The organism is Sphingomonas albertensis (genome assembly GCF_014358075.1).
GTDB classification, from domain to species: Bacteria; Pseudomonadota; Alphaproteobacteria; order Sphingomonadales; family Sphingomonadaceae; genus Sphingomonas; species Sphingomonas albertensis.
The window spans coordinates 16,795-31,689 of the sequence record NZ_JACONT010000044.1; the positions used below are offsets into that span (position 1 = coordinate 16,795).

The following is a 14,895-nucleotide window of genomic DNA, read 5'->3' on the forward strand; positions in this document are numbered from 1 at the left end:
GCTTGTGATAGCCGACCTTCTCGAACTCGCGGTCGTCATCCCCACATTCAACGAGAAGGCCAATGTCGCGACGTTGATCGCCAAGCTCGACCAGGCGCTGGCTGGGCAAAACTGGGAGGCGATCTTCGTCGACGACGACAGTCCCGACGGTACCGCCGACGCCGCCCGCGAAATCGCCCGGCTCGACAAGCGCGTGCGCGTGATTCAGCGGATCGGCCGCCGCGGGCTGTCGTCGGCGTGCATCGAGGGGATGTGCGCTACCGCCGCGCCAGTCGTCGCGGTGATCGACGGCGATCTCCAGCACGACGAGACGCTGTTGCCGGCGATGCTCGATTTGCTGAAAAACGAAGAGACCGACGTGGTGATCGGCTCGCGCTTCGTCAGCGGCGGCTGCACCGGCGAGTGGGACAGCGACCGCGTCGCCAAGTCCGCGCTCGCCACCAGGATGTCGCGCCGCGTGCTGAAATGCGACCTCAACGATCCGATGAGCGGCTTCTTCATGATCCGCACCGATATCGTCCGCCGCCTCGCGCCGTCGCTGTCGGCGATCGGCTTCAAGATCCTGCTCGACCTGCTTACCGCGTCGCCGACGCCGCTTCGCTTCGTCGAAATCCCCTACACCTTCCGCTGCCGCACCGAGGGCGAGAGCAAGCTCGATCACGTGGTCGCGATGGAATATCTGATCGCGATCTACGACCGGATGTTCGGACGCGTCGTGCCGGTGCGGTTCGCGATGTTCTCGGCGATCGGGGTACTCGGCGTCGGTATCCACATGGCGGTGCTGACCGCGCTGTTCCTCGGGTTCGGGGCAAATTTCGTGGTGGGCGAGATCGTCGCGACGCTCGCCGCGCTGACGTTCAACTTCTTCCTCAATAACGCGCTGACCTATCGTGATCGGCGCTTGAAGGGGTGGCGGCAACTGGTCGACGGTTGGGTCTCGTTCGCGGTGATCTGCTCGGTCGGTGCGGTCGCCAATGTCGGCATCGCGGCGTTCCTGTACGAGATGCGCGACGGCGCCTGGGCGGCGTCGGCGCTGAGCGGCGTGCTGGTCGGCGCGGTGTGGAACTACGCGCTGTCCTCGAAATTCACCTGGGGCCGGTACTAAGGGGGAAGCCTGCTCCCCTCCCTTCCAGGGAGGGGAGAATGACGGCCGCCGGAACAGGGGCATACACCCGCAAGGCTTGTCCCTGGGCTTGTCATCGCCGCTCCCCACCGGCAAAGCGGCGCGCATGAAGCGCAAGACCGGCCAGGATCGTTCGATCACCCAGAATTGGCGTCCCGCGACGCGCGCCATCCGCGGCGGCACCGCCCGCAGCGAATATGGCGAGACGTCGGAGGCGTTGTTCCTCACCTCGGGCTATTGCTACGACAAGGCGGGCGACGCCGCGGCGCGCTTTGCCGGCGAGCAGGAGGGGATGACCTATTCCCGCCTGCAGAACCCGACCGTGCAGATGCTCGAGGAGCGGATCGCGCTGCTGGAGGGCGCCGAGGCATGCCGGACGATGGCGACCGGCATGGCGGCGATGACCGCCGCTCTGCTGTGTCAGCTCCAGACCGGCGATCACCTCGTCGGCGGCCGTGCGGCGTTCGGCTCGTGCCGCTGGCTCACGGACACGCTGCTGCCGAAGTTCGGGATTGCCACGACGATCGTCGACGCCCGCGATCCGCAGGCATTCCTCGACGCGGTCCGGCCCGAAACGAAGGTGTTCTTCTTCGAGACGCCCGCCAACCCGACCATGGACATCGCCGACCTGACTGCAATCTGCGCCATCGCGCGCGAACGCGGCATCACGACGGTGGTCGACAATGCGTTCGCGACGCCGGCGCTTCAGCGGCCGATGGAGTTCGGCGCCGACGTCACCGCCTACAGTGCGACTAAGATGATGGACGGGCAGGGCCGCGTACTCGCTGGCGCAGTCTGCGGGACCGAGGATTTCATAACCAACACGCTGCTGCCGTTCACGCGCAACACCGGCCCGACGCTGTCGCCGTTCAATGCGTGGGTGGTCCTCAAGGGCCTCGAGACGCTCGACCTGCGCATCCACCGCCAGTCCGAGAACGCGATGAAGGTCGGCGAATTCCTCGAAGGCCGCGTACCGCGCGTGCTGCATCCCTTCCTGCCAAGCCATCCACAGCACGAACTGGCAGAGCGCCAGATGGACGCGTGCGGGCCGATCTTCGCGTTCGAAGTCGAGGGTCGCGAACAGGCGCACGCACTGCTTGACGCGCTGGAGCTGGTCGATATCTCGAACAACATCGGCGATTCGCGTTCGCTGATGACGCATCCGGCATCGACCACGCACGCCAGCGTCTCGCCCGACAAGCAGATCGAGATGGGCGTCACCGAGGGGCTGCTGCGGATCAACGTCGGGCTCGAGGATGCGCAGGACGTGATCGACGATCTCGACCAGGCGCTGAGGCAGGCGGGTCTATGAAAGCGCTGTTCCCCAACGCGGCGACGACCGATGGGGTGACGGTGCGCGTGTCGGTCAGCTACCTCCCCGAACAGTCCGAGCCCGAGCGCGGCCGCTGGTTCTGGGCCTATCACATCCGCCTCGAGAACGAGGGCGACGAGACCGTCCAGCTGCTGACCCGCCACTGGGTGATCACCGACGGTCGCGGTGCGCGTCATTCGGTCGAGGGCGAAGGCGTGGTCGGCGAACAGCCGGTGATCGAACCGGGCGCGAGCTTCGACTATGTCTCGGGCTGCCCGCTGGCGACGCCGTCGGGCGCGATGCACGGCAATTACCGCATGGTCCGCGAGGACGGCGCGATCTTCGACGTCGAGATCCCCCGCTTCTCGCTGTTCGCCCCCGCGGTGCTGCATTGAGGAGCCCGCGATGAAGCGCACGCATCTTCCGCTCAACGGCCTGCGCGTCCTCGATGCGGCAGCGCGGCATCTGTCGTTCACGCGTGCTGCCGACGAACTCGCGGTGACGCCGGCGGCGGTCGGGCAGCAGATTCGTGCGCTGGAGGATACGCTGGGCGTCGTCCTGTTCCGGCGTACCACGCGCGGGCTCGAACTGACGCCTGAAGCAGAGGCCGGCCTCGGCGCGCTCCGCGGCGGGTTCCTCCAGTTCGAGGAAGCCGTCCGCGCGATGCAGGCAGGGCAATCCTCCAAATCGCTGACGATCGCCGCGCCGCGCGACCTGACCGAGAAGTGGCTGATGCCGCGCCTCGCGCAGATCGCCGAAGCCGATCCCGAACTGCGGTTCGTGTTGATCACCGCCGACGAGAATGTCGACTTCACCGAAGCCAATCTCGATCTCGCGATCCGCTGGGGCGATGGTCCCGGCGAGCATGAGGGCGAGGCGCTCGAATCTGAGGGCATGGTGACGATCGCCAAGCCCGGCACGGATAGCGACTCGGTGATCGCGTGGTCGGGTGAGGATGGCGTAGCGCTGGTCCGCGTCACCGACGCCGGGCTCGCGATCGATGCCGCAGCGGCAGGTCTCGGCCGTGCGACGGTGCCCGAACTGCTCGCCCGCCGCGATCTCGCGCAGGCCCGCGTCCGACTGATCGGCGAGTCGCAGCCGTCAAAGGGGGGGTACTGGCTGGTCGCGCCCCTTCCGCAGTGGCGCCAGAAGAAAGTCCGCGCGCTCGTGGATGCCCTGACCGCGTGAGGCAACCCGGACGCAGACCGCGGCGGGCCGGCGTATCGCCGGTGCTGAAGACGCGACGGCTGCGGTTGCGGCCGCTCGTCGAGGGCGATGCGCCCGCATTGCACCCGATGCTCGCCGATGCGGAGCTGATGGCCTATTCCGCCGATGGCCCGCTCGGCAGCGTCGATGACGTCCGCACCTACCTCGCCGAGGAGGCCGCGCCCGGCAACCAGCGCACCTGGGCGATCACCCGCGCCGGCGACGACCGTGCGATCGGCTGGGTCTCGGGGAGCGAGGCCGATGGGGCAGGGGTGACCGAGATCGGTTTCATCCTGGCGCGAGAGGCCTGGGGGCGGGGGATCGCGCGCGAGGCGGTGTCGGCGGTGATCGATCGTCTGTTCGCGGAAGGGCGCAAACGCGTGTTCGCCGACGCGGATACCGAGAATACTGCATCGATCCTGTTGCTGGAGCGGCTGGGGTTCCGCCGCGAGCGCCTGCTGCGCGACGAATGGGAAACGCATCTGGGGTTGCGCGACAGCCTGATCTACGGACTGTGCGCGGATAGCTGGCAGGCCGCCGGGCGGGCTTAGTCGCCGCTGCCGTTTCCACGGGTCCCACCACCCCGGCGAAGGCCGGGGCCCAATTGGCAAGGTGGATATAATGGAGCGGTGTCCTCCGTTAGCAGCGTTTCCCAATTGGGCCCCGGCCTTCGCCGGGGTGGTGCTTTGATCTGAGACTTAAGCCTACCGCGCCGCCAGCAGCGCCAGCGCCCGCCCCATAAGCCCCGCGAACCGCACCTCGTTCACCGCGTCATCCGCCCGGTGCCAGTTCCCGGTGGCGGCATACCAACGCCCGTCCTTCGCCTGCACCAGGTAGTTCAAGCTCAGCACCCCGGGCTCGCCGCCGCCCTTGAACCCGACATAGCCAAACCGCTTGGCGATCGCCGGATCGACCCCCGCGTTCACCGCCAGCACCGCCCGAGTCGTTGCATCAGCGCCGCGCAACCGATCCAGCAGCCCCGCCATCGCCGAGGGACTCGCGAACCACTCGACGCTGTCGATCGCCACCGGCTTGCCTGCGAACACGGTCGGATCCAGCTTAGTCGTCGCGATCTTCACCGCATTGTCGACCAGCAACGCCCGCCGCTCGTCCACCGAGCCCGCGATCCACGCCTTCATCAATGCCGGATCGCCCTTCAGCGCGAACATCTCGCGGGTGGTCATCACCGGCACGCTGCCGGCCCCCGCCTCCGCCATCGCATCGACCTTCGCGCGTCCGAGCGTGGTCAGCAGCGTATCGGTCGCGGTGTTGTCGCTGATCGAAATCATCATCGTCGCCAGCGTCTGCACCGTCGCCGGCGATCCCGCGGGCCAGGTCTGCAACACGCCGGAGGGGAGGGACGGCGCCCCGACCTTGACGACATCCGCCCAGTGCCGCTCGTCCGCCGCCACCTGTCGCGCCAGCTCGGCCAGCACCCACAGCTTGAATGCCGACCCTAGCGGTGCGGCGACATCGGCCCGGTATTCGAGGATCGGTTCGGGCTTGCCGTTGCCAAGCGCGTAAAGCCCGAACCCGCTGGCCCCGGGCAGCGCGCGAAACTCGGCTTCGAGCTTGGCCAGGCTGTCGTCACGCGGGGCCGTGCCGGTAATCAGCAACCCGGTCGCGGCATGCGGCGCGGCAGGGTCGATCACGAGGCGGACACTCGCGGTGCCGCGCGCGTACCCGACGGTGAGATCCGCCGACCATGCCGAGGTCGCGGTCAGCGTCTCGATCTTTTGCGGCGCACCCAGCGTCGCCTTCAGCGTCTCGGCGATCGTCGCGAATTGCGCCTTCGGCACCTTCTCGCGAAAGCTCGCAGCGAAATAGGCGTCATACGCGCCGCGCCCATCGAGGATCGCGACCAGCGCGTCCGCCTTCGCCCGCAACGCCGGGTCGGCCACATTCTGCGCCGAGGCCCCCACCGGCAGCAACGCCATCAGTACCGCCATCAGCCAGAGTGCGAGCCTACGCATCAGTTCTTCAGCTTCCAACCCGTCTTCAGCAGCCGATAGCATAGCACGGCCAGCGCCAGATCGATCATCAGGATCACGATACCGCCGATCATGACCGGCGAGTCGGCGATCCCCAGGAACCCGTAGCGGAAGCCGGATATGACATAGAAGAATGGGTTCGCATGGCTGAACGCGCGGAACGCCGGCGCCAGCTTGTCGACCGAATAGAACGTCCCCGACAACAGCGACAGCGGCGCGATCACGAAGTTGGTCACTGCGGCGGCATGATCGAACTTGTCCGCCCAGATCGACGTCAGCACGCCCAGCAGCGCGAGGAACACCGCGCCCAGCAATCCGAACCACACGATCGCCAGCGGCGCGTGCGGCGTCACGTGCACGCCCGGATACAGCGCCATCGCCGCCCACACGACGATCCCGACGATGATCGCGCGGGTCACGGCGCCGCCGACCAGCGCGGCGAGCAACTCACCCGTGGAGAGCGGCGGCTGGAGGTAGTCGACGATCGTCCCCTGCATCTTGCCCGCGAGCAGCGAGAAGCTCGCATTGGCGAACGCCGGGCCCATCATCCCCTGCGCGATGATCAGGCCCGGCGCGATGAAATCGGCGAACGCGACGATCTGTCCGTCGACCGGCACCGGGCTTTTCGCGCCCGTTGCGATCGTGAACACGATCAGAAACAGGAGCGTCGTGATCGCCGGCGCCCACACCGTCTGAAGCTGCACCTTGAAGAACCGGCGCACCTCCTTGATATAGAGGGTTCGCAGTCCCTCCCAGTTCACGCTCTTTATGACGGGAACGCCGGGGGCGGAGTGTACCGCCGAATGGATTTCACCGATTGGGGGCTGGCTGCTCATACGGGTTGCGGGTAATCGCTGCCGCTGCCGCCCGCAACCCGGCTGACGAAGACTAAGGAACGAACATGTCCTGGACCGACGAGCGCATCCAGACGCTCAAGACGATGTGGGAGGCCGGCCAGACCGCCAGCCAGATCGCCGAAGCCCTGGGTGGCGTCAGCCGCAACGCCGTGATCGGCAAGGCGCACCGCCTCGAGCTGCAGGCGCGGCCGTCCCCAGTGAAGCCGAACGATCCCGAGGCGAAGGCGGCAGCAGCAGCAGAGGCGTCGGCCTCGATCGCGACCCCTGCTCCCGAGCCGGTCGAAGTCGAAGCGCCCAAGCCGGCGCCCGTCGCGCCGCCCGTCGCCGCTGCGCCGAAGCCCGCCGCACCGGTCGTGGCCGAGCCGGTCGTCGACGAGCCCGAGGACGACGAAGACCAGGATGAGGTCGCTCCGGTTGCCGCGCCCGTCCGCGCGCCGCAGCCGATCCTGCGCTCGGTCGGTCCCGGCGGCTTCCTGCGCCAGGCTCCCGGCGAACAGCAGCCGCCGAGCACCCCCGCGCCGCCGCGTCGTCTCGTGCCTGCCAAGCCGTCGCCTGAAATGGCGAACAAGACGAGCCTGCTCGAACTGAACGACCGCATCTGCAAATGGCCGCTCGGCCATCCCGGCGAGCCCGACTTCCACTTCTGTGGCAAGGCGGTGAACCCCGGCTTCCCGTATTGCGTCGATCATTGTGGCCACGCGTACCAGGCACAGCTGCCGCGTCGCGATCGCCGTCCGACGCCACCGCTACCGTTCGGCGGTCCGCGACCGAGATAACCGGCATACAGATCACTCGGCGATTGAACGGTCTTTGCGAACAGGAACCACCCCGGCGAAGGCCGGGGCCCAGTTGGAAAGGTGGGAATAACGAGGCGCAGTCTGCAGTTGGCAACGTTCCCCAACTGGGCCCCGGCCTCCGCCGGGGTGGTTCGTATGGCGGGGGGCGGCACCCTCACCTTGTTCTCCCGCGAAGGCGGGAGCCCAGTCTGTTTCCCCGCCTTCGCGGGGAAACAGGGGCCTGAAGCCAACGTGCTCAGCGCCGGACCATGCTCTTAGGTCACGGTAGGGCGACAGGGGCGGGCATGCCTTCGCAACACGCCCGTCATCCTGACGAAAGTCAGGACCCAGGATACCGAGCGGCGACGTATTTGGCTCTGGGTCCTGACTTTCGTCAGGATGACGGATTGGGTGGATCATTCTCGGGGCACCGAGTGCGCAAAAGAAGAAGGCCGCTCCCTCGTGTGAGGAAGCGGCCTTTTTCATATCACGCTAGCCATGGGCAAAGCCCATGTCGTCGGACGCGGCGAGCCGCGCCGGCCGGGCTTGGGCGAGTCCTGCGCCAGCTTGGCGCAGGCCGCCCTGCGCCTCAAAACCTAAACGCAGCCGTTGCACGCAGGCTGTGCCAGCGGAAATCGTCGAAGCTGCGACGGAAGTCCGTCCCCGATGCGTTGCCGCGCGTGAAGGGGCCGCCGGTCGGGCCGCCCGCTGCGCGGACGCGATAGTCGTTGTCCTGATACTGGTGGTACTGATATTCCAGACCGACCGAGAAGTTGCGACCCAGCTTCTGCTCGATGCCGCCGCCACCGACGATGCCCCATTCCTTGCTGCCACCATTGGTGGTGAAGGTGTTGGCGGTGTTGCCGGTCGTGAAGCTGTTGTCGATGTTGGCATAGCCGACGCCGAACGTGCCGTAGAACAGCGTCGTGTTCGCCGCATAGCCCAGGCGACCGCGTGCCGATGCTTCCCACTTCAGGTCGCGCGTCATCGTGTAGAAGGCAGGCGTGGTGCTGAACGCCGAGACGCTGTCGCTGATCTCGTTCTTGCCGAACTCGCCGACCACGCCGACCACGATGTTGCCGCGCTGGTAGTCCGCGCCGACGCGTGCCGAATAGCCGATGCCGTCCTTGTCGCTACGGCAGCCACGGCCACCGACGGCAGGCGCGGTGTTGCTGGTCGCGCGGCCGTTGCAGAAGCCCGGCGAAAAGGCGTTGGCGACGGTCGCAGTCGAGATGGTGTCACCGAAGACGCCATCCAGATTGCGATCGAATGCGATCGACTCGCCATTGTCGTTGGGCTGCACGTCATAGCCGAACGAGCCGCCGACATAGACGCCGCTGAACGGCGCATCGTCGGTCATGTCCTGTGCGGCGGCAGGCGCCGCGAACCCCAAAGCGGCAACGCCTGCAAGCGCTACCATCATCGTCTTAGTCATATTCACTCCCGGAAACTTCATGACAGGTTTTTCATAAACGGCCGATCGCGGAAAATTATGCAGCGAGCACAACAATCCGCGTCGATGTGGCTTTCTCGCAACAGGGAGAACAAACAGAGCCTGTGGCTTTGTCCAACGCGTCCGGCTAGGCTCGCGCCATGGCTGAAGATCTGTTCGCGTCGCCCTCGACGCCCGGCGCCGGCAAGACCGCCGCCAATACCTATGATGCCTCCTCGATCGAGGTGCTCGAAGGCCTCGAACCCGTCCGCCGCCGCCCCGGCATGTATGTCGGCGGCACCGACGAGCGGGCGCTGCATCACCTCGCCGCCGAAGTGCTCGACAACGCGATGGACGAAGCGGTCGCCGGCCACGCGACGCGGATCGAGGTCACGCTGGAGGCGAACAATCGCCTGACGATCGTCGACAACGGCCGCGGCATTCCGGTCGACCCGCATCCGAAGTTTCCCGACAAGTCCGCGCTGGAGGTGATCCTCTCGACGCTCCATTCGGGCGGCAAGTTCGCGGGGAAGGCCTATGCGACGAGCGGAGGCCTGCACGGCGTCGGCATCAGTGTGGTCAACGCGCTCTCGTCCGACACCGTCGTCGAGGTTGCGCGCGACCGCCAACTTTACCGCCAGCGCTTCGCCAAGGGGCAGACGCTCGGACCGATCGAGCATCTCGGCCCGACGCCCAACCGCCGCGGCACGAGCGTCGCCTTCACGCCCGACACCGAAATTTTCGGCAGCGAACTGAACTTCAAGCCGCAGCGACTCTACAAGCTCGTCCGTTCGAAGGCGTATCTCTTCGCCGGGGTAGAGATCCGCTGGCACTGCGCGCCCGACTTGATCGGCGACGATACGCCTGCCCAAGCCGTGTTCCAGTTCCCCGGCGGCCTAGCCGATCACTTGCGCGACCAGATCGCCGGCCGCGAATGCGCGACCTCGGACTTCTTCTCGGGCTCGCAGGATTTCCCGAGCGCGAACGGCGAGACGCAGGGCCGCGTCGAATGGGCGGTCGCATGGCCGCTCTGGAGCGATGGCTCGTACAGCTGGTATTGCAACACCATCCCGACCCCCGACGGCGGCACGCACGAACAGGGCCTTCGCCAGGCGCTGGTCCGTGGGCTACGCGCGTTCGGCGACCTCGTCGGCAACAAGAAGACCAAGGATATCAGCGCGGATGACGTCATGGTCGGCAGCGAGCTGATGCTGTCGGTGTTCATCCGCGAGCCGCAATTCCAGAGCCAGACCAAGGATCGCCTGACCAGCCCCGAAGCCGCCGGCCTCGTCGAAAAGGCGGTGCGCGATCATTTCGACCATTTCCTCAGCCACAACATGGAGCGCGGCAAGGCGCTGCTGAACTATGTGCTCGAGCGGATGGACGAGCGCCTGCGCCGCAAGCAGGAGCGCGACGTCAAGCGCAAGACCGCGACGTCCGCGCGTAAACTCCGACTCCCCGGCAAGCTCACCGACTGCTCCGCCAACTCGCCCGAGGGCACGGAGCTGTTCATCGTCGAGGGTGATTCGGCCGGCGGCTCGGCAAAACAGGCGCGCGACCGGAAAACGCAGGCGATCCTCCCGATCCGCGGCAAGATTCTCAACGTCGCATCCGCCACCAGCGCCAAAATCTTCGCCAACCAGGAAATCGCCGACCTGACGCTGGCGCTAGGCTGCGGCACCCGGAAGGACTGCACGCCGGATACGCTGCGCTACGAACGCATTGTCATCATGACCGACGCCGACGTCGACGGCGCGCATATCGCGACGCTGCTGATGACGTTCTTCTTCCAGGAAATGCCCGAACTGGTCCGCCGCGGGCACCTCTACCTCGCCCAACCGCCACTTTACCGCCTGACCGTCGGCACTAAGAGCGTCTATGCGAGGGACGACGCCCACCGCGCCGAACTCGAGCGCACCGTGTTCAAGGGCAAGAAAGTCGACGTCGGCCGCTTCAAGGGCCTCGGCGAGATGAACCCGAGCCAGCTCCGCGAAACCACGATGGACCCCGCCACCCGCGGCATGCTCCGCATCACCCTCCCGCAAGAGTATGAAGAGCGGGCGCAGGTGAAGGACCTGGTCGACCGACTGATGGGCAACAACCCAGCCCACAGGTTTGCCTTCATCCAGGAAAACGCCGGCCGCATGGACGAGGAAGCGATCGACGCCTAGCGCAAATCGTATTGACAATTTAAGCCGGGGGGCTAAATGGAGATCACGTTCGATCCAGATAAGGACGCGGCGAACATCGCCAAGCACGGGCTGTCGCTGGCTGAATTTCGCGGGTTCGATAACGATCCGAGCATCTATGTCGATGATCGGCACGATTACGGCGAAACCAGGTTGCTGGCGCGCGGCCGGATCGGCGGCCGAGGATATTGCGTCGTCTTCACGGTTGCGAGCGCCGTCGCGCGGGTCATCAGCTTTCGCAGGGCGCATGAGAAGGAGATGAGACGGTATGAGTAAGGGCCCGCCACCGCCGGATTATGACGACAATCCGATCTGGACCGATGAGATGATCGCCGCAGCCCGGCCAGCGTCCGAAATGCTGCCGCCCGAGGTCGCCGCGCTACTGGTCCGTCGCCGCGGGCCGCAGGCCGCGCCTACCAAGAAGGCCGTGACCCTGCGCCTCGACCCCGACGTGCTCGACAAGTTCAAGGCCACCGGCCCCGGCTGGCAGTCGCGAATGAACGAGGCGTTGCGGCAAGCTAAAGTCTGACACGATAGCGCGCCCGCCGAGGTTGACGCGTCTCCCCCTGCGTCCGTATTAGGCGTTCCGGGCGGCCAGTGGGTCGCCCTTCTCGTTTCGGAAAGGAAGCGCTTGTGACCATCACCCCGCTCATGCCCGTCTACCCGCGGTGTGGCGTGCGTCCGGTCCGAGGCGAGGGCGCGTACCTCTATGGCGAGGACGGCCAGCAATATCTCGATTTCGCCAGCGGCATCGCGGTCAACGCGCTCGGCCACGCGCATCCGCACCTGACCAAGGCGATCGCCGATCAGGCCGCGACGCTGATGCACGTGTCGAACCTGTACGGCTCGCCCCAGGGCGAGCATCTCGCGCAGCGCCTCGTCGACAACACATTCGCCGACACGGTGTTCTTCACCAACTCGGGCGCGGAAGCAGTCGAGTGCGCGATCAAGACCGCGCGGCGCTATCATTTCGCCAACGGCAATCCGCAGCGCCACACGCTGATCACGTTCGACACCGCATTCCACGGGCGCACGCTCGGAACGATCTCGGCGACCAACCAAGCGAAGATGCGCGACGGGTTCGAGCCACTGTTGCCGGGGTTCGCCTATGCGAACTTCAACGATCTCGAAGGCGCGCTCGCGCTGATCGACGACAACACCGCGGGCTTCCTGGTCGAGCCGATCCAGGGCGAGGGCGGCATCCGCCAGGCGAGCCACGAGTTCCTCACCGGCCTGCGGAAAGCGTGCGACGAACACGGTCTGCTGCTGGTCCTCGACGAGGTCCAGTGCGGCTATGGTCGGACCGGCAAGTTCTTCGCGCACGAACTGTACGGCATCACGCCCGATATCATGGCGGTCGCCAAGGGTATCGGCGGCGGCTTCCCGCTGGGCGCGTGCCTTGCGACCGAGGAAGCGGCGAAGGGCATGGTCGCCGGCACACATGGCTCCACCTATGGCGGCAACCCGCTGGGGATGGCTGCGGGCGAGGCGGTGCTCGACGTGATGCTGGAGGACGGTTTCCTCGACAACGTCACGGCGATGGGTGATCGGTTGCGGCAGGGGCTCGAGCAAATGATCCCCAACCACGATCACCTGTTCGACAGCGTCCGCGGTACCGGGCTGATGCTCGGGCTAAAGCTGAAGAGCGACAGCCGCGCGTTCGTCGCGTTCGCGCGTGATCACCACAATCTGCTGCTGGTATCGGCGGGCGAGAACGTCATCCGCATCCTGCCGCCGCTGGTGATCGACGAGAGCCACATCGCCGAGTGCATCGACAAGCTGTCGACCGCCGCGCGGGTGTATGTGCCGGCTGCCGACGATTGATTTAAATCCTCCCCGCACGCGGGGAGGGGGACCATGCGAAGCATGGTGGAGGGGGATCGCCCCGCAGCACGGCACCCGTGGAGGTCCCCCTCCACCACTTGCTTTGCAAGCGGTCCCCCTCCCCGTGCCGGGGAGGATATTATGACCCGCCATTTCCTGAATCTCACCGACGCCGGAGCCGACGGCATCGCCGCGATGCTCGCCGACGCACTCGACCGCAAGGCGGCCCGCGCCGGCTTCCCCAAGGGCCGCGCCGACGCCGACGCGCCGCTCGCCGGCCACACGCTCGCGATGGTGTTCGAGAAGAGCTCCACCCGCACCCGCTTTTCGTTCGACATGGCGATCCGCCAGCTCGGCGGCACCTCGATCGTGTCCGACGGCGGCTCGATGCAGCTCGGCCGCGGCGAGTCGATCGCCGATACCGCACGCATCCTGTCGGGCTATGTCGACGCGATCATGATCCGCACCGACGATCACGCCAAGATCGAGGAGATGGCGCATTACGCGTCGGTTCCGGTCATCAATGGCCTGACCGACGCCTCGCACCCGTGCCAGATCATGGCCGACCTGCTGACGATCATCGAGAGCGGCAAGGCGCTGCCCGGCCTCAAGGTCGCGTGGCTCGGCGACGGCAACAACGTGCTTGCCTCGATCGTCGAGGCGGCCGGGCTGATGCAGTTCGATGTCGTCGCGGCTTGCCCGCAGGGGTATATGCCGACCGAAGCCGACGTGGCGCTGGGCAAGGGCCGGGCGCGTATCGTGTCGACGCCGCGCGAGGCGGTCGAGGGGGCGGACATCGTCGTCACCGATACCTGGATCTCGATGGGGCAGGCGCATGCCGAGACCAAGCTCGCCGCGCTGACCCCGTATCAGGTCGACGCCGCGCTGATGGCGCTGGCCAAGCCCGACGCGAAGTTCCTTCACTGCCTCCCCGCGCACCGCGGCGAGGAGGTGACGCCCGAGGTGATCGACGGCCCGCAGTCGCTGATCTGGCAGGAGGCCGAGAACCGCCTGCATGCGCAGAAGTCGGTCCTCCGCTGGTGTTTCGGCCAGATCGGCTGAAGGGGCAGCGGTAACACGCCGTTTACGCCAGCTGCCCCCCCCCGTCATCCCAGCGAAAGCTGGGATCTCCCGGTTCGAGCCGCGACGTCCGCCAACGGGGATACCCCAGCTTCCGCTGGGGTGACGGCTATGTGTCGGGTTGACCCACCGTCCTCACGCCCCATCTTCTTACCGATGAACGACCCCAACATGACCGATCTCGACCGCGCGCTGGCCTTCGCGATCCCGGCGCGCAGTGCCCGCGGCCGGATCGTCCGGCTCGGCACCGCGCTCGACGAAGTGCTCGCCGCGCACGCCTATCCTCCTGCGATCGAGAAGCTGCTCGCCGAGGCGCTGACGCTCGCCGCGCTGATCGGCTCGACGCTGAAGGACGCCAGCGGTCAGCTGACGATGCAGACGCGCACCGACAACGGCGTCGTCCAGCTGCTCGTCTGCGATTACCGCGGCGGCGAGGTCCGCGGCTACATCGAGTACGACGCGGACAAGCTCGCCGAAGCCCCCGCCGAGCCGTCGCTGTTCGCGCTGTTCGGCGCCGGTTACCTCGCGATCACCTTCGACATGGCGAGCAGCAACGAGCGCTATCAGGGCATCGTGCCCCTCGACGGCGACACGCTGTCTGAGGCCGCACAGAGCTATTTCACGCAGTCCGAGCAGATCCCGACGATGATCCGCACCGGCATGGCGAAGGGCCCGGACGGTCGCTGCATCTCCGGCGGCCTGTTCCTCCAGCATCTTCCCGAGGGCGAGGATGGCCGCGAGCGGCTCCACACCAAGCTCGATCACCCGGAATGGGAGCATGTCGCCACGCTCGGCAACACGATGGGTGCGGACGAACTGACCGACGCGACCTTGCCGCTGGAGACCTTGGTATGGCGGCTGTTCAACGAGGAGGAGGACGTCCGCATCTTAGCGGATATCCCGATCGTCCGCGGGTGCCGCTGCGATCCGGACTATATCGAGGGCGTGATCTCGAAATTCCCGATCGAGGAACGGCGCTTGATGGCGGACGAAACCGGCTTCATCGTCGTCGACTGCGCGTTCTGCGCAAAGAAATTCCCGGTGCCGGTGGAGGCGTAATACCCTCTCCCTGCAGGGGAGAGGGAGGGGCCCGCGACGCAGTCGT

General features: G+C 66.6%; 15 protein-coding genes. 12 read left to right on the forward strand and 3 right to left on the reverse strand.

What is annotated here, in order from left to right; genetic code table 11:
• The first annotated feature begins 7 nt into the window (after positions 1–7).
• The 5 genes from H8S47_RS16215 (at position 8) to H8S47_RS16235 (ending at position 4,192) form a co-directional block, all read left to right on the forward strand.
• The gene (locus tag H8S47_RS16215) at positions 8–1,105 is read left to right on the forward strand and encodes a glycosyltransferase family 2 protein (protein ID WP_187504833.1); all 1,098 of its coding nucleotides are present in this window, start codon (positions 8–10) and stop codon (positions 1,103–1,105) included.
• Positions 1,106–1,229: 124 nt separating this feature from the next.
• A complete protein-coding gene (locus H8S47_RS16220) occupies positions 1,230–2,435 on the forward strand; it encodes a trans-sulfuration enzyme family protein (protein WP_187504819.1) in 1,206 nt (401 codons plus the stop codon).
• Entirely contained in the window at positions 2,432–2,830 is a 399-nt protein-coding gene (gene apaG / locus H8S47_RS16225) for a Co2+/Mg2+ efflux protein ApaG (RefSeq protein ID WP_187504820.1), read from the forward strand. Before H8S47_RS16220 ends, apaG begins: the two co-directional genes overlap by 4 nt.
• Before the next feature lie 10 nt (positions 2,831–2,840).
• On the forward strand, positions 2,841–3,623 hold the full coding sequence (locus tag H8S47_RS16230; protein WP_187504821.1) for a LysR family transcriptional regulator: 783 nt from the start codon (positions 2,841–2,843) through the stop codon (positions 3,621–3,623).
• A complete protein-coding gene (locus H8S47_RS16235) occupies positions 3,620–4,192 on the forward strand; it encodes a GNAT family N-acetyltransferase (protein WP_187504822.1) in 573 nt (190 codons plus the stop codon). Before H8S47_RS16230 ends, H8S47_RS16235 begins: the two co-directional genes overlap by 4 nt.
• A 153-nt stretch (positions 4,193–4,345) precedes the next feature.
• Here the strand turns inward: H8S47_RS16235 and H8S47_RS16240 are convergent, their stop codons facing one another.
• Together H8S47_RS16240 and H8S47_RS16245 are read right to left on the reverse strand one after the other, a co-directional pair.
• On the reverse strand, positions 4,346–5,614 hold the full coding sequence (locus tag H8S47_RS16240; protein ID WP_235982991.1) for a serine hydrolase: 1,269 nt from the start codon (positions 5,612–5,614) through the stop codon (positions 4,346–4,348).
• The gene (locus tag H8S47_RS16245) at positions 5,614–6,468 is read right to left on the reverse strand and encodes an ABC transporter permease (protein WP_187504824.1); all 855 of its coding nucleotides are present in this window, start codon (positions 6,466–6,468) and stop codon (positions 5,614–5,616) included. Before H8S47_RS16245 ends, H8S47_RS16240 begins: the two co-directional genes overlap by 1 nt.
• A 65-nt stretch (positions 6,469–6,533) precedes the next feature.
• Between H8S47_RS16245 and H8S47_RS16250 the strand changes: the two genes are divergently transcribed.
• Positions 6,534–7,265 (forward strand): GcrA family cell cycle regulator, encoded by a 732-nt coding sequence (locus H8S47_RS16250; RefSeq protein WP_187504825.1) that lies wholly within the window; start codon positions 6,534–6,536, stop codon positions 7,263–7,265.
• Between the two features lie 589 nt (positions 7,266–7,854).
• On the opposite strand, the gene H8S47_RS16255 is transcribed toward H8S47_RS16250, so the two are convergent.
• Positions 7,855–8,700, reverse strand: a complete 846-nt coding sequence (locus H8S47_RS16255; RefSeq protein ID WP_187504826.1) for an outer membrane protein — start codon at positions 8,698–8,700, stop codon at positions 7,855–7,857.
• A 158-nt stretch (positions 8,701–8,858) separates the two neighbouring features.
• Between H8S47_RS16255 and parE the strand changes: the two genes are divergently transcribed.
• The 6 genes from parE to hslO all read left to right on the forward strand — a co-directional run bounded on the left by parE (position 8,859) and on the right by hslO (position 14,849).
• The gene (gene parE, locus H8S47_RS16260; RefSeq protein WP_187504827.1) at positions 8,859–10,868 is read left to right on the forward strand and encodes a DNA topoisomerase IV subunit B; all 2,010 of its coding nucleotides are present in this window, start codon (positions 8,859–8,861) and stop codon (positions 10,866–10,868) included.
• 36 nt (positions 10,869–10,904) lie between these two features.
• Complete coding sequence (locus H8S47_RS16265) at positions 10,905–11,162, forward strand: BrnT family toxin (RefSeq protein WP_187504828.1); 258 nt, start codon at positions 10,905–10,907, stop codon at positions 11,160–11,162.
• On the forward strand, positions 11,155–11,415 hold the full coding sequence (locus H8S47_RS16270; protein WP_187504829.1) for a BrnA antitoxin family protein: 261 nt from the start codon (positions 11,155–11,157) through the stop codon (positions 11,413–11,415). Before H8S47_RS16265 ends, H8S47_RS16270 begins: the two co-directional genes overlap by 8 nt.
• A 104-nt stretch (positions 11,416–11,519) precedes the next feature.
• Positions 11,520–12,710 (forward strand): aspartate aminotransferase family protein, encoded by a 1,191-nt coding sequence (locus H8S47_RS16275; protein ID WP_187504830.1) that lies wholly within the window; start codon positions 11,520–11,522, stop codon positions 12,708–12,710.
• Between the two features lie 141 nt (positions 12,711–12,851).
• Positions 12,852–13,772: an ornithine carbamoyltransferase gene (gene argF, locus H8S47_RS16280; protein ID WP_187504831.1), complete on the forward strand. Its 921-nt coding sequence runs from the start codon at positions 12,852–12,854 to the stop codon at positions 13,770–13,772.
• A 174-nt stretch (positions 13,773–13,946) separates the two neighbouring features.
• Positions 13,947–14,849, forward strand: a complete 903-nt coding sequence (hslO, locus tag H8S47_RS16285) for an Hsp33 family molecular chaperone HslO (protein ID WP_187504832.1) — start codon at positions 13,947–13,949, stop codon at positions 14,847–14,849.
• Positions 14,850–14,895: the final 46 nt, after the last annotated feature.